The organism is Bradyrhizobium iriomotense (assembly GCF_030160715.1).
In the GTDB taxonomy this organism is placed as follows: domain Bacteria; phylum Pseudomonadota; class Alphaproteobacteria; order Rhizobiales; family Xanthobacteraceae; genus Bradyrhizobium; species Bradyrhizobium iriomotense.
The window spans coordinates 65,978-90,807 of sequence record NZ_BSOW01000013.1; the positions used below are offsets into that span (position 1 = coordinate 65,978).

Annotated in this window: 16 protein-coding genes; 7 read left to right on the forward strand and 9 right to left on the reverse strand. The window is 64.0% G+C overall.

Annotated elements, in window-relative coordinates:
- Positions 1 to 79 precede the first annotated feature (79 nt).
- The 7 genes from QQL28_RS19490 to QQL28_RS19520 all read right to left on the reverse strand — a co-directional run bounded on the left by QQL28_RS19490 (position 80) and on the right by QQL28_RS19520 (position 5,729).
- Positions 80 to 1,135 carry an amidohydrolase family protein gene (locus tag QQL28_RS19490; protein ID WP_284267834.1) on the reverse strand — a complete coding sequence of 352 codons (1,056 nt, stop codon included), beginning with the start codon at positions 1,133 to 1,135 and terminating at the stop codon, positions 80 to 82.
- A gap of 113 nt (positions 1,136 to 1,248) precedes the next feature.
- On the reverse strand, positions 1,249 to 1,770 hold the full coding sequence (locus QQL28_RS19495) for a hypothetical protein (protein WP_284267836.1): 522 nt from the start codon (positions 1,768 to 1,770) through the stop codon (positions 1,249 to 1,251).
- Between the two features lie 75 nt (positions 1,771 to 1,845).
- Entirely contained in the window at positions 1,846 to 2,661 is an 816-nt protein-coding gene (locus QQL28_RS19500) for an MBL fold metallo-hydrolase (RefSeq protein WP_284267838.1), read from the reverse strand.
- A 59-nt stretch (positions 2,662 to 2,720) separates the two neighbouring features.
- Entirely contained in the window at positions 2,721 to 3,125 is a 405-nt protein-coding gene (locus tag QQL28_RS19505) for a type II toxin-antitoxin system VapC family toxin (RefSeq protein WP_284267839.1), read from the reverse strand.
- Positions 3,122 to 3,376, reverse strand: a complete 255-nt coding sequence (locus QQL28_RS19510; protein ID WP_284267841.1) for an AbrB/MazE/SpoVT family DNA-binding domain-containing protein — start codon at positions 3,374 to 3,376, stop codon at positions 3,122 to 3,124. Before QQL28_RS19510 ends, QQL28_RS19505 begins: the two co-directional genes overlap by 4 nt.
- Positions 3,377 to 3,456: 80 nt before the next feature.
- Positions 3,457 to 4,980, reverse strand: a complete 1,524-nt coding sequence (locus QQL28_RS19515) for a permease (protein WP_284267843.1) — start codon at positions 4,978 to 4,980, stop codon at positions 3,457 to 3,459.
- On the reverse strand, positions 4,977 to 5,729 hold the full coding sequence (locus QQL28_RS19520; RefSeq protein WP_284268092.1) for an ABC transporter ATP-binding protein: 753 nt from the start codon (positions 5,727 to 5,729) through the stop codon (positions 4,977 to 4,979). The genes QQL28_RS19515 and QQL28_RS19520 overlap by 4 nt, the downstream gene beginning before the upstream one ends.
- A 263-nt stretch (positions 5,730 to 5,992) precedes the next feature.
- On the opposite strand from QQL28_RS19520, the gene QQL28_RS19525 reads away from it, so the two are divergent.
- The 6 genes from QQL28_RS19525 to QQL28_RS19550 all read left to right on the forward strand — a co-directional run bounded on the left by QQL28_RS19525 (position 5,993) and on the right by QQL28_RS19550 (position 12,798).
- Positions 5,993 to 6,868, forward strand: coding sequence for a branched-chain amino acid ABC transporter permease (locus tag QQL28_RS19525; RefSeq protein ID WP_284267845.1), 876 nt, complete (start codon positions 5,993 to 5,995; stop codon positions 6,866 to 6,868).
- Positions 6,869 to 6,873: 5 nt separating this feature from the next.
- The gene (locus QQL28_RS19530; protein WP_284267847.1) at positions 6,874 to 8,025 is read left to right on the forward strand and encodes a branched-chain amino acid ABC transporter permease; all 1,152 of its coding nucleotides are present in this window, start codon (positions 6,874 to 6,876) and stop codon (positions 8,023 to 8,025) included.
- Positions 8,022 to 8,780: an ABC transporter ATP-binding protein gene (locus tag QQL28_RS19535; RefSeq protein WP_284267848.1), complete on the forward strand. Its 759-nt coding sequence runs from the start codon at positions 8,022 to 8,024 to the stop codon at positions 8,778 to 8,780. The genes QQL28_RS19530 and QQL28_RS19535 overlap by 4 nt, the downstream gene beginning before the upstream one ends.
- A 4-nt stretch (positions 8,781 to 8,784) precedes the next feature.
- Complete coding sequence (locus tag QQL28_RS19540; RefSeq protein ID WP_284267851.1) at positions 8,785 to 9,573, forward strand: ABC transporter ATP-binding protein; 789 nt, start codon at positions 8,785 to 8,787, stop codon at positions 9,571 to 9,573.
- Between the two features lie 78 nt (positions 9,574 to 9,651).
- Entirely contained in the window at positions 9,652 to 11,490 is a 1,839-nt protein-coding gene (locus QQL28_RS19545) for an AMP-dependent synthetase/ligase (protein ID WP_284267853.1), read from the forward strand.
- A 108-nt stretch (positions 11,491 to 11,598) separates the two neighbouring features.
- A complete protein-coding gene (locus QQL28_RS19550) occupies positions 11,599 to 12,798 on the forward strand; it encodes an ABC transporter substrate-binding protein (protein WP_284267855.1) in 1,200 nt (399 codons plus the stop codon).
- A gap of 239 nt (positions 12,799 to 13,037) precedes the next feature.
- Here the strand turns inward: QQL28_RS19550 and QQL28_RS19555 are convergent, their stop codons facing one another.
- Entirely contained in the window at positions 13,038 to 13,664 is a 627-nt protein-coding gene (locus QQL28_RS19555) for a hypothetical protein (protein ID WP_284267857.1), read from the reverse strand.
- 675 nt (positions 13,665 to 14,339) lie between these two features.
- Entirely contained in the window at positions 14,340 to 15,089 is a 750-nt protein-coding gene (locus QQL28_RS19560; RefSeq protein ID WP_284267859.1) for a transglutaminase-like cysteine peptidase, read from the reverse strand.
- A 659-nt stretch (positions 15,090 to 15,748) separates the two neighbouring features.
- On the opposite strand from QQL28_RS19560, the gene QQL28_RS19565 reads away from it, so the two are divergent.
- Positions 15,749 to 24,742 carry a FecR domain-containing protein gene (locus QQL28_RS19565; protein WP_284267860.1) on the forward strand — a complete coding sequence of 2,998 codons (8,994 nt, stop codon included), beginning with the start codon at positions 15,749 to 15,751 and terminating at the stop codon, positions 24,740 to 24,742.
- Positions 24,743 to 24,830 lie beyond the last annotated feature (88 nt).

Consider the following 24,830-nt stretch of genomic DNA (forward strand, 5'->3'; position numbering starts at 1 on the left):
TCCCCAGGTTCTACCAAGGCGCTTCCCAGCGAATGGCGTCGAAAGGGGTCGGGACTGACGTCCCGGCCCCCTTCTCACGTCATGACGGCAGTTCGAGCCGGTAGACATTGGTCGCCGTCTGCAAGAACAGAGCCGTCTTCTCGGCTTCGCTCAGCGGCGCCGCGATGCGCTTGAAGGCATTGAAGATCACCTGGTAGCTGCACTGGCCCTTGTCCGGCGGAAAGTTGCTTTCGAACATCGCGCGCTTCGCCCCGAAGGCCTCGATGCAGGTCTCGACATAAGGCCGCCACGCCGCCGCAAGCTCCTCCGACGACGGCGGCCTCTCGCGCAGATGGAAGTCATAGCCGAGCAGGCACATCGCAAGTCCGCCGAGCTTGACCACGACGTTCTCGCATCTCGCGATCTCCTGGATCGCCGCGCGCCACACCGGAAACACCTCCTCGCGCCGGCCCGCGAACCGGCCGGTGCCGGCCGGCCCGCCGCAATGATCGAGCACGATTTTGGTGTCGGGAAAGGCGCGCGCCAATTCGGTCAACTCGCCGATCTGTGGATGAAACAGCCAGGCGTCGAAGCTCAGGCCCAGCGGCGCGAGGCAGGCAAAGCCCTTGCGGAAGGTCGCGTCCGCCAGCAACCCCTTCGGCCGGTTCGCATACATGCCCGCGACCACCGGGTCCTCGTCCCAGGCGGAGGAATGCCGGATGCCGCGAAAGCGGCCGTTGCCGGCCGTGATCTCCGCTTCCAGCACCGGCTTTGCCGCATCGCCAAGCATGAGATTGACGTGGCTGACGATGCCCGCGCAGATCGCGGCCTTGCCATAGCCGCCGCTCGCGCTCATCGCGGCGACGCCGCTCGCGAACTCGACCTCCCCGACGGGGCGGAAGGCCTCGGGTCCATGCGCGCGGTACATCGAGCGGCAGTCGACATAGACGGTTGCAATGACATTGTGGCCGGAGGCGATGTCGGCCGCCATCTCCTCGATCAAATAGCGCTGTCCGCCGCGATCCCAGAGGTGGTGATGAGGATCGACGATCGGCTGCGAGGGATCGATAATCTCCTCCCGGTGCAGCGCGAGCCAGTCCTCGCGCGGATCGGCAAAGAGTCCGCTCTTGTTGGCGGGCATGCTGCTCGCGGCCATCGGCATTCGCTCCCCTGATTGTCGTTGCCGATGAAGCTAACATCCGGGGACGATGCGCGGCAGCGCGTGTTGCGCAACCGCGCCCTTCGGCGAGAGCGCATCAGGCGGCCTGGTCAGGCTTGGCGGCGTCGCGCCTTCACCTCCACCACCAGCCGCCAGTCCGCTGCCGTTGCAGGCTTGGCCTCGCCGAGCCAGTGGAACGTAGTCTCGGTGATTTCGGTAAAGCTCCAGCGTGACAGGTCGCCGCTGTCGGTTCCGCCTTCCTGCACGATGTCGGCGCCGCGCGGGCGGCCGATCTGCTGACGGAACAGGCTGCGGCCGGGATCGAACCAGGAAATCCGCCAGGCGTCGATGGTCGGATCGTACACGCGCAACGTCGTGCCGTACCAGTTGCCGGCGATCGGGAACGGCGGTGCGCCGGCGGGGCGAGGGATCATCCAGACATCCTGGACGGCGCGGCCCTCCAGCACCCAGCCGAAATGGATCTCGCCGGCCGCGCGATGGGTGGCGCCGTTAGGCGCGTGCGCGATGATCTCGGCATCCCAATCGCCGATGAACTGGCCGTAAAGCCTCAGCGCCTGCGCATGTTCGCGGTTGGGCCCGTCGGCGTGCAGAAATCTGGCAAAGTCTGTCATGTCGCTCTCCATTGCTGCGGAGAGACCATCACGCGCAGACAGCAGCCGGCTTGGAGAAAATTGCGCGGGGGCGCTTTACACGCCGTCGAGGATGATCACCGTCGGCGTGCCCGGCAGCGAATCCCGCGAGATCCGCAAGGAGCGTTCCAGGCGCCGGTCGATCTCGAAGTCGCGACCGATCCGGCGCATGAAGTCGTCGAGCGGGGTGGCGAAGCGGTGCATCGGCAGCACGACGGACGCTCGCAGGCGTTTCGTGATCTCCGAGATGCCGTCCAGCGACATGGTGTAGGTGCCGTCGATCGGCACCATGACGATGTCGAGCCGGCCGATCTGGGCAAAATGGCTGTCGTCGAGCTTGTGGTGGAGATGGCCGAGGTGGCCGATGCAGAGGCCCGCGACCTCGAAGATGAAGATCGAGTTGCCGTCGCGGATCATGTCGATGCCGGCATCGTCGCCGAAGTAACGGCGGATGTCGGTGGTGACGTTGCGGATGAAGGTGTCGCCGATGCGCTCGGAGATCAGCGCCGGCTTGCCGTCCTCGCCCCAGCCATGCAGCACATGGGGGATGCGCTTGTCGGGATATAAAGAGTAATGCGTGCTGTGGGCCCGGTTCATGGTGACGACATCGGGCAGCCGGCCGACCTGGTAGGCGCCGCTATAATCGGTGGCGATGCGCAAGCCGCCGGGCGTGTCGATGAAATAGGTGGAATGGCCGGCATAGGTGATCTCGACCTCGGCCGCATTCGCCGCCTGCCGAAAGGCGACCGGCAGTGCGCGCGGCGCCGCGTTGGCCATCGCCAGGCACTCGCTGCGCTGTGGTGGCTGTTGGGCGAGGGCAGGTGTTGCCAGCCAGCCGAGAAACGCAAGGACCGTCAGCAATAGTCGAGACATGAAGAACCGTCCGTCGCTTATCGACGATCTGATGAGTGTATCTACGAATTATCCTCGCGTCATGTGGTGCTGGCCAGCCGCGCCATTCCGCCGCTCGCCTCGATCAGTTTCACAGCCTTTTTGTCGAACGATACGAAGATATCGGCTCCAAGCCAGTTGCCTTCGTGGGCGATGACGCCGTCGGCGAAATCGCCGCCAGCATCGAGGAGCGCCAACCCAGCCTCGGCCACGGGACGGTTGACGACCACATTGGAGGCATTGACAAAATGCCGGATGGAAGCCGCGATATTCTCAGCAGAAGTTTTATAGCCGCGTGAGAGGACCCAAGCCAACTCGCACAATGCAGGGATCGAAATAGCTATTACGTCTGCCTTCTTGAGAAGAGCTTCGGCCGCTTTGCTCTGTTCGGCATCATCTCCGATCAGAACCCGTACCAAGACGTTGGTGTCGGGTGTTATCTTCATCGCTTGCCGGCCCAGCCGTCGGCAATGATCTCGTTCATCTCCTCGATCGACAGCGATCGGCCCTTCGTTTTTCCTTTCAGGAAGCCGAAGGCATCCGAAATCTTTCCGGTGGGCCGAGCTGCCTTCACCTCAACTCGACCCCCAGGCAGCTTTTCTATCGAGATCTTGTCGCCGGGATGCACACCGAGGTGCTCCAGGAGATCCTTCCGCAACGTAACCTGCCCCTTTGCCGTGACGGTAAGCGTGCCCATGCGATCCTCAATGCTTCATATTTGATAAGTAAGGCAATTTAGCCTTACTTTCAAGCGGGGGCAGGCCGATGCGAGGCTTCTCACCCCCGCCGCGGGCTGAACTTCCAGGTGGCGGCGACGAGGCCTGCGGTGATCAGGCCGCTGATGACGCCGGCGACGGGTATCGCGAGCAGCAGGGCGGCGGTGGCCGCCCAGCCGATCGAGGAAAAGGCCTCCGCGAAAGTCGCAAGCCGTGACGAAGTCTGGCGGCGGCGGAACTGGCTGCGCCGCGCCTGCACGCGGAACCAGAGTTGGATCGCAGTGGCGGACGCTGCGCTGACAACGATCGCGCCCGCCGTGATCGCCGCCTGGAGCGGCGAGGCAAAGCCAAGTGTTGCGACCAGCGGAGCGAAGATCGCGGCGATCGCGATCAGCACGACCTCGATCTTGGCGCGGATGACGCGCGAGGCCGACAGCGGCGCGGTTGCGACGAGATCGGGGGCGTCCTCGCCCGAAATCGTCAGCCAGGCGAGACCGCCGGCAAGCTGTCCCGCAGCCATCACGATGACGGGTGTGATCAGCACCAGCGCCGCCGAGCTGTCGGCAAAGCTCCGCCACAGCAGCAGCGCCGGCGGCACCAGATAGAGCAGTTGCATCAGGGTTTGCGAGATCAGCCAGGGATCGCGCCAGAGCAGCATGAACTCCTTGCGCCGCAGCGCCTGTGGCCGGGTGCCTGTGCGAAATTTCCGTTCGCGCGCGGTCCGGCGGCTGGATGTCCCCTGAGCCGCGGCGTCGATGGCGGTGTCGGCGAAGCGGCCCGAGAACAGCGCCATCACGCCGCCCAGCATGACGAGGCCGAGCGCGAGCAGCAGCGCCAGCGCCTCGCTGTCGCCCATCACCGCCCGCGCAGGCCACCAGACGAGGTTGTCGACATCTGGCGCATAGGCGGCCGTGGTATCCGAGGTCAGCACTGCGAAACGCGACAGCGTGCCGTAGGAGATGATCGCGGCGATCTGGAGCGCGATGACGAAGCCGGCGCCGATGACTGCGGCCAGGATCTGCGCGATGAAGCGGGTCCGCGCCGGGCCGATCAGGCGAAACAGCAGGATCGTGATCGCGATCGCAACGGCGGCGGCCGACAGCCCCATGGCGACGACCACGCCGAAGGCGGCGAGCCATCGCGGCCCGCCGCCGATCACCAGCACATCGATGAAGGGCGTCGAGAACAACAGCGCCATCGCCGTGATCGCGAGCGCAATCGCGGCGATGCGCACCGAGAACAGGTTGGTAAGCCTTGCCGGTGACGACATGATGAGGTCGAGATCGGCGCGGGCGTAAAACACCCGCGTCACCGATTCGATCGCTTGCGACAGCATCAGCGACCAGGCGAGCGCGATCGTTGCCGTGATCACGATCAGCGACGATTTGTCGAGCGGCAATCGAAGTCCGGCGAAGCGGCCGATCACGGCCCAGGCCGGAAGATGCAGGAGTGCGGCAAAGGCGATCAGGCCGATCACGGCGGCGCGCTTTCGCTTGCGCTGGCCCGTCATCATCGCGAGCCATTCGCGCCAGGCGAGGCGGAGCTCGTGGCGGGCAAACCAGGAGAGCGCGGTCGCCGAGCTCATGCCGCGGCAGCCTCAAGCGTGACCAGCGCGATGAAGAGATCCTCGAGGCTGGTGTCGGTGTGGCCGTTCTGCTGGCGCAACTCTGCGAGCGTGCCTTCGGCAACGAGGCTGCCCGCCGCGATCACGCCGATGCGGTCGGCCATGCGCTCGGCGACCTCGAGAATATGCGTGGTCATGATCACGGTGCAGCCGGCGCGGACGCGCTCGGCCAACAGGCCCTTCACATGGCGGGCGGAGACGGCATCAAGGCCGGTCAGCGGCTCGTCGAGAATGATGAGGCGGGGGGCGTGAACCAGCGCGCCGGCAAGCGCCACCTTCTGGCGCATGCCCTTGGAAAATCCCTCGCAGCGCTCGTGCCGGTGCGGCGCAAGGCCGAGGGAGCCCAGCAGTTCCTGCGCGGACGGTTCGGAGACGGCGGGGGCGATGCCCCAGAGGCCGGCGACGAATTCCAGATATTCGAGCGGCGTCAGCTTGTCATAAATCATGGGCTCGTCCGACACCCAGGCCATCACCTGCTTGGCGGCGACGGGATCGGCAAGGGCATCGACGCCGAAGATCGACACCGCGCCGGCATCGGGCCGCAGCAGCCCTGCGACCATGCGCAAGGTGGTGGTCTTGCCGGCGCCGTTGGGGCCGACCAGCGCGTAGAATTCACCGGCGTGAATGGTGAGATCGAGGGAATTGACCGCCAAACGGTCAAAACTCTTCGTTAACCCTCGTACGCTCAGCGCCGAGCTGTCCGGTTTCATGACGGCCACACCATACGGTTTCGCATCGCTTGCGACCTTGATCTGAAGATGTTTCGGCACGGTGAATCATCCTGCCACAAATTCCGTCATCCGGCACGGATGCATCCGCCTCTCGTTTTATTGACAGCGCTTGGCGGTTCAGGCTGAATTGCGCCGGGCAAATGGCGCTTTCCGCGACTTGAGAGATCGCGTAGCGACTTGGAACAAGATGCGTCGAGACGGCCGCGAAGAGCCGCAAGAAGCATCGGGGAGGACGCTCGACGATGCTGGACTTCGTTCAGCAGCTGGTCAGTGGCATTGCACTGGGCTGCGTCTACGGCCTGATCGCACTTGGCTTCGTGCTCGTTTACAAGGCAACCGAGGTCGTCAACTTCGCCCAGGGCGATCTGATGATGCTCGGCGGCTTCTTCGCCTTCACTTTCATCGGCATGATGGGCCTCAACTACTGGGTCGGCTTCGCCGGCGCGGTTGCGGCCATGGCGCTGTTCGGCATGCTTGCCGAACGCATCGTGGTGCGGCCGATCCTCGGCTATCCGCAATTCTCTATCATCATGGCAACCATCGGGCTCGGCTACTTCCTGCGCTCGGTCGCCGGTATGATCTGGGGCACCGACGACTTGAAGATCGAGACGCCGTTCAGCCAAGGCGTGCTGCGCATCGGCGCGCTGGTGCTCGCCTATGACAAGCTCTCGGTGATCGCGGCAACCGTCATCCTCTGCACGCTGTTCTATCTGTTCTTCAACAAGACCACGCTCGGCACCGCGATGCGCGCCAGCTCCGAGAACATGCTCGCGGCCTACTACATGGGAATTCCCGTGAAGCGCGTCGTGTCGATCGTCTGGGCCATCAGCGCGGCGGTCGCGACCTGCGCCGGCGTGCTGTTGGCGCCGATCACCTTCATTCATTCCAATGTCGGGCTCGTGCTCGGGCTGAAAGCCTTTCCCGCCGCCGTGCTCGGCGGCTTCGGCTCGATCCCGGGCGCGGTCGTCGGCGGCGTGTTAATCGGCGTGATCGAGAGCATGGCCGGCTTCTATCTGCCGGAGGGCTGGAAGGACGTCGCGCCCTACGTCGTGCTGCTGGCGGTGCTGCTGCTCAAGCCCGAAGGCCTGTTCGGCCTTCACGTCCGCAAGAAGGTCTGAACGCCATGCGCTTCCTGTTCAAGACCGACTATGACGACGACATCCGGCTGTTCCCGCATTCGGGCTACGTGGTCTCCTATGGGCTCCTGATCGCGGTGCTCTTGATCGCGCCTTACGTGCTCTCCAGCTATCTGATGAGCCAGCTCGTCTTCGTCTGCATCTATGCGACGGTCGGCGTGGCGCTCCTGATCCTCACCGGTTTTACGGGGCAGGCCTCGCTCGGGCATGCTGCGTTCCTGGCGATCGGGGCCTATACTGCGGCCTATTTGCAGAAGTACAACGTGCCGTTTCCGGTCTACTTCCTCGCCGCAGGGCTCCTGACCGGACTGATCGGCGCGCTGGTCGGCTTCCCCGCGCTGCGCCTCCAGGGCATCTATCTCGTCATCGCCACGATCTCCTTCGCCTTCATCGTCGAGGAGATTCTGGCGCGCTGGGAAAGCGTCACCAACGGCAATGAGGGCATGCGCATCAAGACGCTGTCGCTGCTCGGCGTCGCCGTGCCGCGCGACAGTCCGGCGTTCTATTTCCTTTGCCTGGCCGTTCTGGTCCTGACCATCGTCGGCACGCTCAATCTGCTGCGCTCGCCGACGGGGCGGGCCTTCGTCGCGATCCGCGACTCCGAGACGGCGGCGCGCAGCATGGGGGTCAATGTCGCGCTCTACAAGGTGAAGTCGTTCGCGATCTCGGCGGCGATCACCGGCTTTGCCGGCGTATTGTTCGCGCACAAGCTCTCCTTCATCTCGCCAGAGATGTTCACGCTCCAGCTCTCGATCGAGTTCATCATCGTGATCCTGATCGGCGGCACGTTCAGCCTGCACGGTGCGGTGCTCGGCGCGATCTTCATCGTGATGATCGATCCGTTCCTGACCTATCTGAAGGACGATATGCCCGGCATCATTGCCGGCGTTGCCGCGACCTTCGGCGCGGGCGCCGAAGCTGCGGCGAACGTCCAGGCGAAGGTCGCAGCCTTCGCCTCGCTCAACGGCCTGAAGGGCGCGATCTACGGCGTCATCATCGTGCTGTTCGTGCTGTTCGAGCCGCTCGGGCTCTACGGGCGCTGGCTGAAGATCAAACTGTTCTTCCAGCTCTTCCCGCTCTACAAGCGCGCGACCTTCAAGCGCCAGAAGATCTACGTGAAGTCGGAACGGAACAGATGAGCTATTTCCGCGCCGAGAACCTGTCGTTGCATTTCGGTGGCCTCAAGGCGGTCGACGCGGTCTCGTTCGCGGTCGAGAAGGGCGAGATCCTCTCGATCATCGGGCCGAACGGCGCGGGGAAAAGCTCGATCTTCAACCTGATCTCGCGGATCTATCGGCCGACCTCGGGCCGCATCTTCTTCGAGGACCAGGACATCACGGAGGAGCCGCCTTACGACATTGCGAGGCTCGGCATCGCCCGCACCTTCCAGAACATCGAGCTGTTCGAGAATGCGACCGTGCTCGCGAACCTCTTGGTCGGGCGACACCGTCATTCGACCACGCAGCTCTGGCAGGAATTGCTGTTCCTGCCGAGCGTACGCGCGAACGAGAAGCTGCACCGCCGCCGCGTCGAGCAGGTGATCGAGTTCCTCGATCTCGAGCCCTATCGCGACAAGCTGATCTCGGGCCTGCCTTACGGCGTGCGCAAGGTGATCGAGCTGGCCCGCGCGCTCTGCTCCGAACCAAAACTGATCCTGCTCGACGAGCCGTCATCGGGGCTGAATGTCGAGGAGACCGACGACATGTCGTTCTGGATCCGCGACATGAAGAGCGAGCTCGGCATCACCGTGCTGATGGTCGAGCACGACATGTCGCTGGTCAACCGCGTCTCCGACCGCGTGATCGCGCTGAACTACGGCCGGGTGCTGGCGATGGGCTCGCCCGCCGAGGTGCAGCAACATCCCGACGTCGTCGCCGCCTATCTCGGAGCCTGACGCGATGGACGCCGCCGTTTCGCCCGACATCATCCTGAGGCTTTCCAATATCGAGAGCTATTACGGCCCGATCATGGCGATCCGCGGCATCTCGCTCGAAGTGCCGCGCGGCCGCATCGTCACGCTGCTGGGAGCCAATGGCGCGGGCAAGACCACGGTGCTGAAGACCATCTCCGGCATTCTCGATCCGCAGAAGGGCACCATCGAGTTCATGGGCAAGCCGATCCAGCGCATGGAGGCCGACAAGATCGTCCGGCTCGGCCTCAGCCACGTGCCGGAAGGGCGCGAGGTGTTTCCGTTCCTCTCCGTGCGCGAGAACCTGATGATGGGCGCCTATCCGCGACACGACCGCGGCGGCGTCGCGGAGGATCTGGAACGGGTCTACGGCTATTTCCCGCGGCTGAAGGAGCGCATCAACCAGCCGGCCGGCCAGCTCTCCGGCGGCGAGCAGCAGATGCTCGCCATCGGCCGCGCGCTGATGAACCGGCCGACACTGCTGCTACTGGACGAGCCGTCGCTGGGGCTCTCGCCGATCCTGGTGAAGGAGATCTTCACGATCATCCGCCGCGTCAACGAGGAGCAGGGCATGTCGATCTTGCTGGTCGAGCAGAATGCCAAGGTGGCGCTGGAAACGGCGCATTACGGCTACGTGCTGGAGATCGGCCGCGTCGTGATGAACGACACCTGCGACCGCTTGATGCATTCCCAGGACATCCAGGAATTTTACCTTGGCGCCAAGGAAGCCGGCGCCAGGGGCGAACGGCGCTGGAAAAAGAAGAAAACGTGGCGTTAAATGCGGACGTCCCTTCGTCAACGAACAGACCGCCGGCAAGGCAGGCAGCGGAAGGGATAGCGACAAGGAGGGAAGGGCATGGCCCGAGCGGCGGTGCTGACAGTCACCGACACGATCGCAAAGAGTTTTCTGCGCGCGGTGGAGACGCGCGGGGAGAGACCCGCGATCCGCGAGAAGAAGTTCGGCATCTGGCAGCCGACGAGCTGGCGCGAATGGCTCGAGATTTCCCGGGAGATCGCTTACGCACTCAATGCCTCCGGGTTCAAGCCCGGTCATGTCGCTTCAATCATCGCCAACGCCGTGCCGGAATGGGTCTATGCCGACATGGGCATCTTGTGCGCCGGCGGTGTTTCATCAGGGATCTATCCCACCGATTCCTCGTCCCAGGTCGAGTATCTCGTCAACGATTCAGCGACGCGGGTGATCTTTGCCGAGGATGAAGAGCAGCTCGATAAGGTGCTCGCCTGCCGCGCACGCTGCCCGACGCTCGAGAAGATCGTGGTGTTCGACATGGAAGGCCTCGGCGGCTTTGTCGACGACATGGTGATGTCGTTCGATGAATTCCGCGCGCTCGGGCGCAATCACATGGTCGGCCGTGAGCAGCTCTGGCAGGAGATGGTCGACAGCCGCAGCGCAAACGATCTCGCGATTCTCGTCTACACCTCGGGTACGACGGGTCCACCCAAGGGCGCCATGCACTCCAACCGCAGCGTGACGCACCAGATGCGGTACGCCAATGATTTCATCCCGGCGAGGGAAGACGATCAGCGCTTGATCTTCTTGCCGCTGTGCCATGTCGCCGAGCGGGTCGGTGGCTACTACATTTCGGTCGCGCTCGGCTCGGTGATGAATTTTGCCGAGAGCCCGGAAACCGTGCCCGACAATCTGCGTGAGGTGCAGCCGACCGTATTCCTCGCGGTGCCACGCATCTGGGAAAAGTTCTATTCCGTAATCACCATCGCGCTGAAGGATGCGACACCGTTCCAGCAATGGGTCTACCGCCGCGCCATCGATATCGGCTTTCGCGTAACCGATTCCCGGCTCGAGGGCGAAGCACCGTCGCTGGCGCTCAATCTCGCCAATCGCCTCGCCTATCGGCTGGTGTTTCGCAACATCCGCCGCATGATCGGCCTCGATCGTTGCCGCATCGCGTTCACCGGTGCTGCGCCGATCTCGCCGGACCTCATCCGCTGGTACCTTGCGCTCGGCATCGACATGCACGAGGTCTACGGCCAGACCGAGAATTGCGGGGTTGCGACCATGATGCCGTCCGAGCGCATCAAGCTCGGCTCGGTCGGCAAGGCGGTACCCTGGGGTGAGGTCAGTCTCTCGGCCGACGGCGAGATCCTGATCAAGGGCGACTTCCTGTTCATGGGCTATTTGAATCAGCCGGCGAAGACCGCCGAGACCATCGACCAGGACGGCTGGCTGCACACCGGCGACGTCGGCACCATCGATAACGAAGGCTTCGTCAAGATCACCGACCGGATGAAGGACATCATCATCACCTCCGGTGGCAAGAACATCACGCCGTCGGAGATCGAGAACCAGCTCAAATTCTCACCTTATATTTCCGACGCGGTGGTGATCGGCGACAGGCGGCCGTATCTCACCTGCCTCGTCATGATCGACCAGGAGAACGTCGAGAAGTTCGCTCAGGACCACGACATCCCCTTCACCAACTATGCGAGCCTGTGCCGGGCGTCGGAGATCCAGGACCTGATCTGGCGCGAAATCAAGACGGTGAACGGCAGTTTCGCTCGCGTCGAGACCATCAAGAAATTCCACCTGATCGAACGCCAGCTCACGCCGGAGGACGAGGAGCTGACGCCGACCATGAAGCTGAAGCGCAGCTTCGTGAACAAGCGCTACGCCGCCGAGATCGACGCGATGTATCGCGAGCGCGCTGTGGCTTGAGGTGCATGCCCCGGTTTTCCCGACAAGGGGCATGCATAGAAAAAGAGCGAAGGAGCGATGGCCACGCCCTTCGCGCAAACAGGAGCCTTGAAGAGAGAGGAGACGTCGATGTCGAAATCGTTTTTGGCGTTCGGCCTGGCGGCAGGTGCGATGGTGCTCACCTGTCTGCCGGCCGCGGCGCAGACCAAGGTCACCAATGAAGGCATCTCGGCAAACGAGATCGTCATCGGCACCCACCAGGATCTGTCGGGCCCGATCAAGGGGTGGGGGGTTCCCGTCTCCAACGGCATGAAGATGGCGTTGGAGGAGATCAACACGGCGGGCGGCATCAACGGCCGCAAGATTCGACTGGTGGTCGAGGATAGTGGATACGATCCGAAGAAGGCCGTGTTGGCGTCGCAGAAGCTGGTCGAGCGCGACAAGATATTTGCCATGGTCGGCCCGATGGGCTCGCCGACAGTGCTTGCCGCGCAGGACATCCTGTTCGACGCCGGCGTGCTGCAGCTGTTTCCCCTGAGTTCGGCCGAATTCACCTTCAAGTTCGACCCGAGCAAGCCGCAGGAGCGGCTGAAATTCAGCAATCTCCTGCCCTATGTCGAGAGCACGCGCGCCGCGCTCAAGTACATGAAGGAGACCAAGAATTTTACGAAGCCCTGCATCATGTATCAGGACGATGAGTACGGCAAAAACGTGCTGGACGGCTTCAACCAGCAGCTCGAAGCGATGAAAGTGCAGCCGGCCTCGATCACGAGCTACAAGCGCGGCGTCTCCGATTTCAGCGCGCAGGTCGCCAAGATGAAATCCGACGGCTGCGATCTCGTCGTGCTCGGCACCGTGATCCGCGAGACCATCGGCGCGATGAGCGAGGCCAGGAAGCTCGGCTGGGACGTCACCTTCCTCGGTGCCACCCCGACCAACGTGCTCGAAGTGCCGGCGCTGGGCAAGGAAGCCGTCGAAGGACTCTACGCCGCCTCGATCTTCGAAATCCCTTACGAAGACTCGGCGAAGGGCAAGGTCAAGGAATGGCTCGCCAACTACAAGAAGATATTCGGCATCGATGCCAACACGCAGGCGATCATCGGCTACAACGCGATGATGACGTTCGCCTTCTATGCCGATAAGGCCGGCAAAGATTTGACCGGTCAGAAGATGCTCGACGCGCTGGAGTCCGGCGACAAATTCCTCGACATCTTCAACTCGCCGCCGACCACGTTCTCCAAGACCAATCACCTCGCCAACACCATCACCCAGGTGCAGCAGGTCAAGGGCGGCCGCTGGGTGCTCGTGAAGGACAATCTGATGTTCTGATCTTTGCTTCCCGCGCGGGTGGCGCACCCTCTCCCATTGTTGTGGGAGAGGGGGCTTCGATGTGAAGCATCGAAGCCGGGTGAGCCATTCTCTCCGCACGTGAGTCTATTGTAGTCGAGTTCGCGGAAGCGACCCCTCATCCGGCGCCATAGCCGATGCGAAGCATCGGCGTTCTCTTAGGAACGGCGGCCAAAGGCCGCCTTTGCCACCTTCTCCCACACGGAGAGAAGGAATCACACCTACGATCCGCCACCCGCGACGCCGGACTCCACCGGCGCCAGCTCGTCTTCCCGGCAGCGCCAGCCATCGGCGGCTTTCTGGAAGGCGAAGGTTCGCTGGATCCTGAGCCGGCGCGTCACATTGAAGCTTTCCCGGGCGTTTTGCTTGGGAGCCGTGGCCGGTTGCGCCTTGCCTGACCTGGGGTCCCAGCAGGTGCCGGTGCAGGTCGATGCGACCGGGCTGCAAGTGGTGAAGGGCGACAGCACGACCATGTCGATATCGGCGGTGACCTTCGCCTCCTGCTCCCCGACGTCGCTGCCGGTGGCGGACACGCGGCTGATGCGGACGAAGTCGCCGCAGGAATTGGCCGCATGGATCTTGGCGACGCAGAAGTCGGCGGCATCGGTATCAGGCAGCCTTGCAGCGATCTGGCGGCCGAACACCCGCTTCGGATCGCCCTTGGCACCAAGGATATCGGCCGTCTTCCGGCTCAGATATTCGGCGAGACAGCCTTGCGCGGATGACAGCTCGGCCAGCGGCACGTTCTCCTTGCCGACGAGGTCGCATTTGCGATCGCGCTCCCTTGTCCAGCGGCCGTATTCGGCGAAGGCAAAGCGCGCTTCGGTCGGGTTCAGCTTGCCGATCAAGCCGAGGACCCGGCCGTTGAGCTCCTCCTCCGCCAGCGCCAGATTCCGGGTCGCTACAGATCAGTGCGCCGGCCGCCGTGTTGGCCGCGAGGCAATCGAAATCGGGGTCGCGCAGGATCGCGGCGCGCTCCTCGGTCTCTCTGAGCAGGCAGGTCCTGACGCGGTCGATGTCGCGGGTAGGGACGGCGGTCTGGCCGAAGATGCCGCAGCTCAGATTGCGCTGCCGCACCCATAGCGCGTTCTCCTCGATCGCCGGCAGACGATCCGGCAGACGGGAGAGCCGCGCCTCGATGGCCGCGCTGAGTTTGTCGGTCGCTGTGGCAAGCTCGCCGTCGCCGCAAAACAGCTGGCCCGCGGGATCGCTCTGCAGCTCGCAACGGTTCTTGACGAACAGCGGCAGCTTGTCGGCGATCGCTGGATCCGGATTGGCCGCCTGCGCGCGGGCAGGCGACATCAGTGACACCGCAATGATCGCCAGCACAAACGCCCGCATTCCGCTTGTCCCCGAAGCCCGCATGACACGCCATGCTAGCTTCCCGCGCGGCGCGACGGAACCGTGAATGTGGAGCTGTTCGGGGGATTAGAGCATGATCCGGAAAAGTGTGAAGCGGTTTTCCGAAAAGATCATGCTTAAACAATAATCTAAAGCGCGATTCATCCCAATCTCATCGCGCTTTAGCGCGCCGCGATCACCGCCGGGCGGCTGCTGTCAGGCGCCGCGACGAACGCCGGCTCGTCGACATATTTCAGCACCGCGGACTGATAGAGCACGAACAGCGGCTGATAGATCCGCGCCGCCTCATCCTCGACCATGGCCATGCGGCGGTTGTCGAGCATCAGCCAGTGGCCGTCGAGCCTGGCGGCCGCGACCGCATGCTCCTCGCCGACTTGCGTGTCGCGCACGAAGACGATGCGCAGATCCTCCGGGGGAATGCCCGCGAGGCGAAGCGCGGCGAGCTTTGCGATCGCATAGTCCTCGCAATCGCCGGCGCCGCGCTGGAAAGTGGCGAGCGGCGAGCTCCAGACGTCGTCGGCGCCGTCGTTGGCCGCCTTGATCGCGAGATTGATGGCGCGGTTGGCTTCGCCGAGGCGGGCGCGGCCTTCGCGGCTACGCGCCTGGTCGACGATGGCAAGCAGCTTCAATGCGGCGGGCGAGACGCAGTTGTCGCGGTCGCCGTCGCACAGCGCGAGCTGCACCATCTCGTCGTCGAGCTTGTCCTTCAGATGAAACCACTTGTCGCGGACGCGACCTGCGGAGATCGCGAAGGCGAACACGCCGAACGGCTCGGCAGATTTCCGCACGAGAACGGCGGGCCCAGGCGACAGCAGCGTGCCGGCGCGAAGGTCGGCGGCCGATCCGAGCAGGATCAATCCGCACAAGAGCAGGACTGCGCGCCAGGCGCGCGAGTGAGCAACGGTCTCCATCTGACTTCCCCTGTCCAGCATCGGCGGGACACCCCTGACCCACGCGTGCCGGCTTTGTTTCTGGTGCGGGGATGGTGAGGGGAGGGCCGTTTTGTTCTGCTTAACGCGCCGGGCAGGAGGGTCCAAAACCGCCGAACAGGCTGAAACCGGTCTCGCCGGTTTGGGTAAAATTTTACGCGTCGAGCCCGGGAAGGCGGGTCTGCCGCGAAATGGAACCAATTGCGGGCTCAGCTTGAGTCAATGGCCGAATCCGCTGTGTATGACTAATGACGGGCTTATCGCGCAAGTTCTGTTGGCCGGCTCACGGTTAAAACTCCGTATTTGCCGCAGTATGCTGCGGGGCACTGCAAAGGATAGATGACATAAGTATTTGTGCATGAATTTATACGTCGAAATACTTGTGACGATGGGATAGATCGTCAATTCGGTGGAAATATACCTGCAAATATTCCAGAAATTACCTTTGCTGCTTTGCTCCTCCGTCGCCTGCTGCCGGCTATAGTGAGGCGTCGTCTCGATTCGCGCAAGAAATAGACGGTTTCGCTAAGGACTTGGTAATGATATGCAAGCATAGGCAGCCGATACTTCTTTAAATATTAACTCTTTTCCCGGTGTTTCCCCCGTTGAATTACGCTGGCAAATTTGACGCCGCGCTTTCCTTGGACGGCCAGGGCCTTCACTCGCCCGCCTTTCACTCGCCCGCCAATGGCCATGTCGATTCGTTTTCCGTCTCGGGTCATGGGAACCTGCCGCAGGGCGCGTTCGTGGTTCCCGATCCCAATCTCCTGTTCCATGGCGACTTCAAGCGCGCAGGCGTCGATCTCGTGCTGTCGAATGACGGACACGACTTCGTCATTCACGATTACTTCAAGGGCGAGAAGCGCGCCGCGATCGCCTCGCCCGACGGAGCCCATCTCACCGGCGACATCGTCAACGCGCTGGCCGGCAACGTCCAGTATGCGCAGGCGGCGTCCGGCGCCGCCGCCGCGCAGGTCATCGGCCATATCACCAAGCTGACCGGCAGCGCGACCGCGGTCCGCAACGGCGTCTCGATCATCCTGAACAACGGCGACAACGTCGAGAAGGGCGACGTGCTCTCGACCGGGGCGGACTCGACCCTCGGCGTCACCTTCATCGACGGCACCGTCTTCGGCCTCTCCTCCAACGCGCGGATGGTGCTGAACGAGATGGTCTACGACCCCAACGGGTCGAGCAACTCCTCGCTGCTGAGCCTGGTCGCGGGCACCATCACCTTCGTCGCTGGCGAGACGGCCAAGCACGGCGACATGAAGATCGACACGCCGGTCGCCACCATGGGCATCCGCGGCACCGCCGTGCTGACGGAAATCAGCTTCTCGATTCCGTCGGGCGGCGGCGATCCGCAGCCGCAGGCGAATTTCCAGGTGCTGGTCGAGCCGGATGGCACCACCGGCTCCTACATCCTGTTCGACAAGGTCACGCTGCTGCCGATCGCCACCGTCAACCAGGCGGGGCAGATGATCCAGATCAGCGGTGGCAACGTCTCGGTCACCAACGCGCTGCTGTCGCCGGACGTGCAGAAGCTGATCACGGACGTGTTCTCGCTGAAGTTCACGGACAACAACACCAACACCAAGCTGACGAACAACTCGACCGATTCGATCACGCAGGACGGCAACCTGCTGCTGATCAAGACGGCGAGCGGCGCGACCGCGCAGGCGACTTTCGTCAACACGGTCAATACCGGCAACGGGCAGCCAACGAACACTCCCGACAAGCCGACGACCTACAGCCGCATTCCCGGCGCGCCCGACGCACGCAGCCTCGACCTCAACGGCAACGTGAAGACGGCGTTCACGCTGACCGAGCTGGACAACAAGACGGGTGATACCGCCGATCTCGATGTGATCAGCGCCAAGATCACGTTCTTCGACTTCAATCTCGGTGACAGGCCGACGGTGAAGGTGAACTTCGCGTCCTTCGCCTACCACAACGCCCAGCACGACGACGTCACCGCGGGATTGTCGGACCTGCAAAAGGCCGACATCTTGGCGACCGAGGCCAAGATCGCCGTCGTTGCCGCCTCCGACAACAACAATGCGGGCTCGGCGACCTGGACCTACAGCGTTCCGGACAACGCCTTCGATTTCCTGGCCGCCGGCGAAACGCTGACGCTGACCTATCGGGTCCGCGTCGACAACAATTTTGCCGACCTCAACGAAACCGCCTTCATCGACATCACCATCACGGTCACCGGCACCAACGACACGCCGGTGATCACCTCGAGCGTTCCGACCATCACCTTCGAGGGCGGCACCAGCGTGCCCGGCGGTCCGCTCACCTCAGAGGTGCCGACCTCGGGAACGCTGACCTTCACCGACGTCGACCTGACCGACACCCACAAGGTGTCGGTGAAGCTGACCGGCGCGACCCTGCCGGACGGCAGCACCGTGCCCCCGGGACCGCTGGCGGCCTTCGAAAAGGCGATGTCGGTTGCGATCGATACCGACAGCACCGGGACGGGCGACGGCATCATCGACTGGTCGCTCGCCGATCTGCCCGTCTACCTCGCCGACTTCATTCCGAAGGGCGAGGTCCTGACGCTGACCTACACCGTGACGATCACGGATTCGCAAGGTGCGACCACGACCCAAACCATCACCGTCACCATCAAGGGGACTGACAGCCCCGCGGTGGTGTGGGTCGCGACGGCCGAGGCCGGCTCTCCGCCCGGCGGCTTCTGGAAGGACGCCGCGAACTGGGAAACCGGCACCGTGCCGACGATCTCTGACGACGTCATCGTCATCACCGATCAGCTGCACGGGCTGATGCCGTCTTATCCGGTCACGATCGACGAGGCGGCGTTCGCCAAATCGCTGACCATGAACGATTTCGGCGGTCCGCCGCCCGAGGTCATCAACCAGAGCACGCTGACGATCGCCGGAGCGCTCAATCTCAGCGCCGACTCGATCCTGACCAATTCCGTGGGCGCCACGATTTCCGTCGGCGGCAAGGCGGAAATCCTGGACATCAGCGTGCTGACCAATTCCGGCACACTGACGCTCGCGGGCGGCGGCGACTTCGCCGTCGGTGCCTCGATCACCAATGCCGGCACGATCGAGCTCACCGGCGGCACGCTCAATATGCTGGCCGAGCTCCACAATGCCGGCGGCACGCTCACGGTCGATGCCGGTGCGACGCTGGACGTCGACGGTGGGACCATCGACAGCGGCAAGCTGACCATCGGCGGCACGTTGGTGCTGGAGGGCACGAGCCTCCTGACCCATGGCGAGCTGGACAATTCCGGTGCCGTCACCGTCACGGGGGCCGTCGCTTTCGACAAGGAGACCGTCGACAACCACCAGACCATCGAAATCCAGGCCGATGCGACGCTGACGCTGGACCAGGGGACCACGGTCGACAATTCGTCCGGCACCATCACCGTCGACGACCATGGCGTGCTGGTCCTCGATCAGGCCGAGATCACCGGCGGAACCATCAACAATTTCAGCAGCACGGTCGGCGGCACCATCGACGTCACCGGCGACAGCAGCATCGACGGCGGCGCTACGCTCAACAAGGGTACTGTCACGGTCGAGAGCGATGTCACGCTGACGCTCGACGATGTGACGGTGTCGGGTACGGCGATTACCGACAACGGCATCCTGAAGGTCGGTAGCGGCAAGACGCTGACGCTGAACGGTGCGAGCATTGCCGGCGGCAAGCTCAACGTATCAGGTACGCTCTCGTCCAGCGGCGCCAGCACGATCACCAACAGCTTCATCACCAACAACAATGTGATCGAGGCGATCGGCGGCGTGCTCGTTCTCGTCGCGACGACTTCGGCCACCATCACCAATGCCGGCACGTTGCAGGCCAACGGCGGCGAGCTCGACGTCAATGGCGAGGCGGTCACCAACACCGGAACGCTGGCGGCGATCAACGACGGCACGCTGAAGCTGATCTCGACGACGGTCACCAACACCGGCGCCACGGTCTCGGTGGACGCGGGCTCGACGCTCGATCTCGTCGGTGCGACCATCGACGGCGGCACGCTGACGCTGTCCGGCACGCTGGTCTCGACCGGCATCAGCGCCATCGACAGCGCCGACATCACCAACACCGGCACGATCGACGTCACCGGCGGGACGCTGACGATCGATCCTGTGGTGCAGCACACCATCACCAATCAAGGCCTCATCGAGGCGAATGGTGGCGAGCTCGACATCACCGGCGATCTGATCATCAATACCGGCACGCTCGAGGCGATCAACGGCGGCGTCCTGAAGCTCGACACCGTCAAGGTCACCAATACAGGCGGCACGGTGACGGTCGACGGCACCTCGAAGCTCTATCTGTCCGGCGTCGAGATCGACGGCGGCCATCTCGGCAATGCCGGTCATCTCTACAGCGTTAAGGGCAGCAACACCGTCACCGCAGGGGTCACCAACACCGGCACCATCGAGGTGCAGGACGGCGCGCTCGACCTCGCCGGCGGCCTCAGCGGCGCCGGCGCGCTGATCATCGACAATGGCGCGACGCTCGAGCTTGCTGGTGCCACCGCGCAAACCGTCACCTTTGCCGGCGGCACCGATACGCTGCAGCTCGACAATGTCGCGGGCCAGAGCTTTACCGGCACCATCGCCGGCCAGTCCTCGGCCGGCGGCACCTTCACCGTCACGGGCGCGGGCAACATCACGACGGCAAGCGGCGATGCGCTCGACTTCACAGCGAGCGGCGGCACGATCGCCGCGCCGGCCGACATCCTGCTCACGCCGACAGGTAGCCTGACGGGCGCGGCCAACGGCATCTTCGTCACCGAGAACGGCGTCGGCGACATCTCGCTGACGGCGACCAAGGACATCACGGGCTTGAACGGCAACGGCATCTGGCTGCGCGATAGCGCGACCGGGTCCGGCGACATCACCGTGACCAATCTCACCGGCAAGGCGAAGGGCACAGGCGCGGGCTCCGAGGGCGTGCTGGTCGAGAACCTCAACGCCGCAAACGACGGCGATATCACGATCAAGCAGCTCGGCGGCGCCGAGGGCGGCGCCTACGGCATCGACGCCACGACCCATGGCGATGGCGACATCGGCATCGAGGCCGGCAGTGCCGTCACCGGAAGCTCGGTCTACGGCATTCGCGCGCGCAGCTATGGTGCAGGCAGTGAGACCGTCACCACCGATGCGGACAGCGTCATCACTTCGGGCAGCTCCGGCATCGTCGCGGTCAACCGGGCGACCTCGCTGGATGCGTCCGCGGACAGCACGATCACCGTCAATGCCTACGGCACCATCAACTCCGGCAGCAGCCTGAACCAGAGCGGCAATACGCCGGCCGGTATCCAGGCCGGCTACACCGGAGACACCACGAGCAGCGTGGCCAACACGGACGTCAACGGCTCGGTCACGATCAACAACTACGCCAACATCACCTCCGGCGGCCATGCCATCCACGCCTACAACTACGGCAATGGTGACGTCACGGTGAGCGATGGCGCCGGCACCACGGTCACGGGCGCTGTGCAGGGCATCCGGGCGCAGGCCTTGAGCGGCGGCACCGGCGATGTCGAGGTCACCGTCGGCGCCAATGCGCATGTCACGGGAACGTCGGGCTACGCCATCCTCGCCTACAGCATCGACGCCGGCGACATCGACGTGTCGCTGTCCTCCGGCGACGTCCTGACGTCGGGCAGCTCCGGTATCGTGGCAGTCAACTATGCGCACGCCGTTGCGAGCGCCGTGGGCAGCACGATTACTGTCGAGGCGCACGGCACGATCCACTCTGGCAAGACGCTGAACAACGACGACACCACGCCGGGCGCGATCATTGCCGGCTACAAGCCCGACGGCGATTCCACCTTCTCTAGCCTGGTCAACGGCGACGTCACGGTCGAGAGTGACGCCACGATCACGGCGGATGCGGGCTTCGGCATCGAGGCTTTCACCTGGGGTATCGGCGACGTCACGGTGACGACCGGCGAGACGTCGTCGATCACGGCTGCCGGCACCGCGATCGGCGCGTTCGACCATGGCGGCGGCGACGTCAGCGTCACCAATGAGGGCTCCGCCACCGGTGCGGTCGGCCTGTCCGCGCTGGCCGCGGGCGCCGGTGACATCACCATCGTCAATGACGGCGACCTCACGGGCACGAGCACGGTCGGCATCGTCACAAACAGCGTGGGCGGGACGGGCTCGACGCACATCACCAACACCGGCTCGGTCGTGGGCGCAACCGGTCATGCCGCGATCTTCGTCCAGCAGAACGCCACCGGCACCGCGCTGATCGACAATTCCGGCACCATCGGGCCCGATGATGCGGGTGCCGTGACCTCCACGACCTATGCCATCGTGGAGACCGGCGGCCACGTCACGATCGACAACACCGGCGACATCGACGGCAATATCTCGGTCGCCAGCGCGACCTTCAACAACGAGGCCGGTGGCACCTGGACGGTGTCCGGATCGAGCTTCTTCGGCACCCTGTCCACGTTCAGCAATGCCGGCGAGATCGATCTGCACGACGGCGCGTCGATCTCCGGCGCTGATGGTGCGGCCTTCGCAATCACCAACTCCAGCGCGATCGAGAGCTGGGGCACGACCTCCATCAGCGGTGCCATCACCAACACCGGCAGCATCGAAATCGACAGCGGCACCATGACGCTGTTCGGCTCGCTGTCCGGCGCCGGCTCCGTCACCATCGACGCCAATGCGACGCTCGACGTCAAGGGCACGGTCGCGCAGACCATCACCTTCTCGGGCGGCGGCGCCGAGCTTCAGATCGATACCGGGAGTTTCGGCGGTTCAGTCGCGGGCTTCGCGGCGACCGACAAACTGGACCTGTCGACGATCACCTTCGACGGCGGCACCACCGCGACCTACGACGCGGAGACCGGCAACCTCGTCGTCAGCGATGCCTATGGTCACAGCATCACGGTGAAGCTGGTCGGCGACTACAGCAACGCGCATTTCGCCGGCAGCGACGACGGGACCGGCCACACGCTGATCACGCTGAACGCTGCTAATGACGCGCCGAGCTTCAAGGCCGCCGAGACCTCGCAGAGCACAAGCTTCAGCGAGCTTGCCGACACGACCGGCGCGCCGAGCACGACCACCGATCCCGCGCCGGCGGCGATCGGCACGATCCATTTCACCGACGTCGACTTGACTGACCGTCCGCAGGCCACGATCACGGATCAGACCGTGACATGGCTCGACACCGATCAGACCACGCACCTGACGCTGACGGCGGACGAGACGACCGCGCTCGAACAGGCGCTGACGCTGCAGCAGGCCGGCAACCACAACAACGGCGCGATCGGCTGGACCTATTCCATCCCCGACGGCACGCTGGATTTCCTCGGCCAGGGCCAGACCGTGACCGTGGTGTCGACCGTCACGCTGAACGACCAGCATGGCGGCACCGACACGGCCCAGGTGACCGTCACGATATCAGGCAAGAACGACGCGCCGACGCTGGATGCGGCGACGCTGGCATCGGTCGGCGGCGGCGACACGGATCCGGGCGGGGCGACCGTGAGCGATCTCTTCGCCGGAAAATTCCACGACGTCGACCATGGTGCGAGCCTCAAGGCCATCGCGATCACGGCGGACAACGCCACGGAAAGCCAGGGGACCTGGCAGTACGAGGTTGCGGGCACCGACCAGTGGGTGGACATCGCCGGCGTCAGCGACAGCAACGCGCTGGTGCTGAGCCCGGACACGCTGATCCGCTTCGTGCCGGCCGACGGCTATAGCGGCACGCCGGGCACGCTCGACGTCCACGCCCTCGACGACACCTATGTCGGCGACATCACCGGCGCGAGCCCGGTCTCGATCGACATCACCGCTGCCGGCATCGGTCACGGTGGCTCCTCGCCGGCGTCGGACCTCGCCGCCTCCATCGGCACCGAGGTGACGGTGCCGTCGAGCTCGAACGTCGATGTCTGGACGGGCAACGTCGACCAGAGCTGGAACAATGACGGCAACTGGTCGCTGGGTCACGTGCCCACCGCGGCCGAGACCGCATCGGTCGATACCGACAGCACCGTCTATCTGACGCTCGACCACAATGGCACCGCGATCGGCGGGCTGTCGCTCTCCGCCGTGACCGAGCTCGACATCACCGGCGCCGGCTACAACCCCGAATACGAAAGCGTCGACAGCTATCTGTTGGTGAACGGCGCCCTCGTCAATCACGGCTATATCGACGTCGCCGACGCCTATCTCACCGCCTCACAGCACGTCGTCAACACCGGCACCATCGACGCCGACGGGCACTATGCGACCGTGAACTTCGGCAACCTGCCCGGCAGCGTCATCGACAACGCCGGCGGCACGCTGGAGGCCGACGATGGCGGGCATATCAGCTTCTTCTACAACACGATCAACGGCGGCGCGATCGACCTCGTCGGAGAGGATTCGGTTGCCCTGCTGCGCGCCTCGATCGTCAACGGCACGACGCTGACCGCCGACGCAAGCTCCTATTTCGAGGTGCTGGGCACCACGACTTTCAACGGCTCCGCCAGCGCCATGTCGGTCGACGGCGACATCCATATCGACGTCAGCGGCAAGCTCGTCCTCGAGGGCACCATCAACGACACCGGCTCGGTCGCCAACCACGGCGTTCTCGTCGCCGACACCGGCGCGACGACGATCCTCGGCGATCTCACCGGCTCCGGCATCGTTCAGATCATGAGCGCGAGCCTCGAGCTCGGCGGCTCCTCCGATTCAGCGATCGAGTTCGTCGGCACCAGTGTCGGCACGCTGCATCTGGACTCGACGTCGCACTTCACGGGCACGGTGACCGGCTTCAGCTATGGCGACAATATCGATCTTGCCGGCATCGACCCCAAGAACGTCTCGCTGGTCTCGACCGACAGCGGGCTCCAGGTCCATTACGGCAGCGGTGACGGCGACTACTTCACCATCACCGGCGAATACGATGAAGCGGGCTTCAGCCAGACCAGCGACGGCAGCGGCGGCACGGAGCTCGTCTGGAGCCACCAGTCGCCGGTGATCGACACCACGCATTTCACCCATGTGCACGACGAGGCGACGAATACCGACACGGTCATGGGCCTGTCGGTCTCGGGGTCGTCGACCGAAACCTACACGGTGACCGCGGAGACCGAGGGCGCGAAGGAAGGCTCCGGCGTGACGCCGTCCTCCCTCGACGGCGTTTCGCTCGACCAGGTCAACACGGCTCTCCACAGCGTGACCTACGATCCGGGCGCCACCCCGCCCGATACCGACATGATCACCTTCAAGGTGACCGACAGCCTCGGCGCCAGCGACACCGTCAACTTCATCTTCGACGAAGGCGGTTCGGACCCGGTCACGCTGACCGGCACCAGCGGCAAGGACGTCATCTTCGCCACCGACCACAGCGACACGTTGATCAGCGGCGGCGGGCAGGACCAGTTCGTGTTCGGCCCGGCATCAACGACGGACGCCGTCCAGCACACCGTCTATGGCTTCGATACGACCCAGGACAAGATCGACCTGCGGCAGTTCGATACCATCAATTCGGTCGCCGACCTCACCATCACCCAGCAGAACGCCGATACGCTGATCACGCTGGACGATCACGAGACGATCCTGCTCAAGAACGTGGCCGCAGGTAACCTGCACGCCGGCGATTTCATCGTCACGAACCACGGCACGACGTAGCACGGGCCTCATTCTCCCGCTGTAGGTGCGGCAAAAAAACCTGAAGTCGTCGCTTGCGGCCATGGCCATTTGCCTCCTGACGATCCAA

What these genes read in the sequence shown, in the direction of transcription:
- QQL28_RS19540 (WP_284267851.1), top strand. Translation starts at nt 8,785, where the DNA reads ATGGACGCCGCCGTTTCGCCCGACATCATCCTGAGGCTTTCCAATATC.
- QQL28_RS19520 (WP_284268092.1), bottom strand. Translation starts at nt 5,729, where the DNA reads ATGAAACCGGACAGCTCGGCGCTGAGCGTACGAGGGTTAACGAAGAGT.
- QQL28_RS19560 (WP_284267859.1), bottom strand. Translation starts at nt 15,089, where the DNA reads ATGGAGACCGTTGCTCACTCGCGCGCCTGGCGCGCAGTCCTGCTCTTG.
- QQL28_RS19495 (WP_284267836.1), bottom strand. Translation starts at nt 1,770, where the DNA reads ATGACAGACTTTGCCAGATTTCTGCACGCCGACGGGCCCAACCGCGAA.
- QQL28_RS19545 (WP_284267853.1), top strand. Translation starts at nt 9,652, where the DNA reads ATGGCCCGAGCGGCGGTGCTGACAGTCACCGACACGATCGCAAAGAGT.
- QQL28_RS19525 (WP_284267845.1), top strand. Translation starts at nt 5,993, where the DNA reads ATGCTGGACTTCGTTCAGCAGCTGGTCAGTGGCATTGCACTGGGCTGC.
- QQL28_RS19490 (WP_284267834.1), bottom strand. Translation starts at nt 1,135, where the DNA reads ATGGCCGCGAGCAGCATGCCCGCCAACAAGAGCGGACTCTTTGCCGAT.
- QQL28_RS19515 (WP_284267843.1), bottom strand. Translation starts at nt 4,980, where the DNA reads ATGAGCTCGGCGACCGCGCTCTCCTGGTTTGCCCGCCACGAGCTCCGC.
- QQL28_RS19500 (WP_284267838.1), bottom strand. Translation starts at nt 2,661, where the DNA reads ATGTCTCGACTATTGCTGACGGTCCTTGCGTTTCTCGGCTGGCTGGCA.
- QQL28_RS19535 (WP_284267848.1), top strand. Translation starts at nt 8,022, where the DNA reads ATGAGCTATTTCCGCGCCGAGAACCTGTCGTTGCATTTCGGTGGCCTC.
- QQL28_RS19510 (WP_284267841.1), bottom strand. Translation starts at nt 3,376, where the DNA reads ATGGGCACGCTTACCGTCACGGCAAAGGGGCAGGTTACGTTGCGGAAG.
- QQL28_RS19505 (WP_284267839.1), bottom strand. Translation starts at nt 3,125, where the DNA reads ATGAAGATAACACCCGACACCAACGTCTTGGTACGGGTTCTGATCGGA.
- QQL28_RS19550 (WP_284267855.1), top strand. Translation starts at nt 11,599, where the DNA reads ATGTCGAAATCGTTTTTGGCGTTCGGCCTGGCGGCAGGTGCGATGGTG.
- QQL28_RS19530 (WP_284267847.1), top strand. Translation starts at nt 6,874, where the DNA reads ATGCGCTTCCTGTTCAAGACCGACTATGACGACGACATCCGGCTGTTC.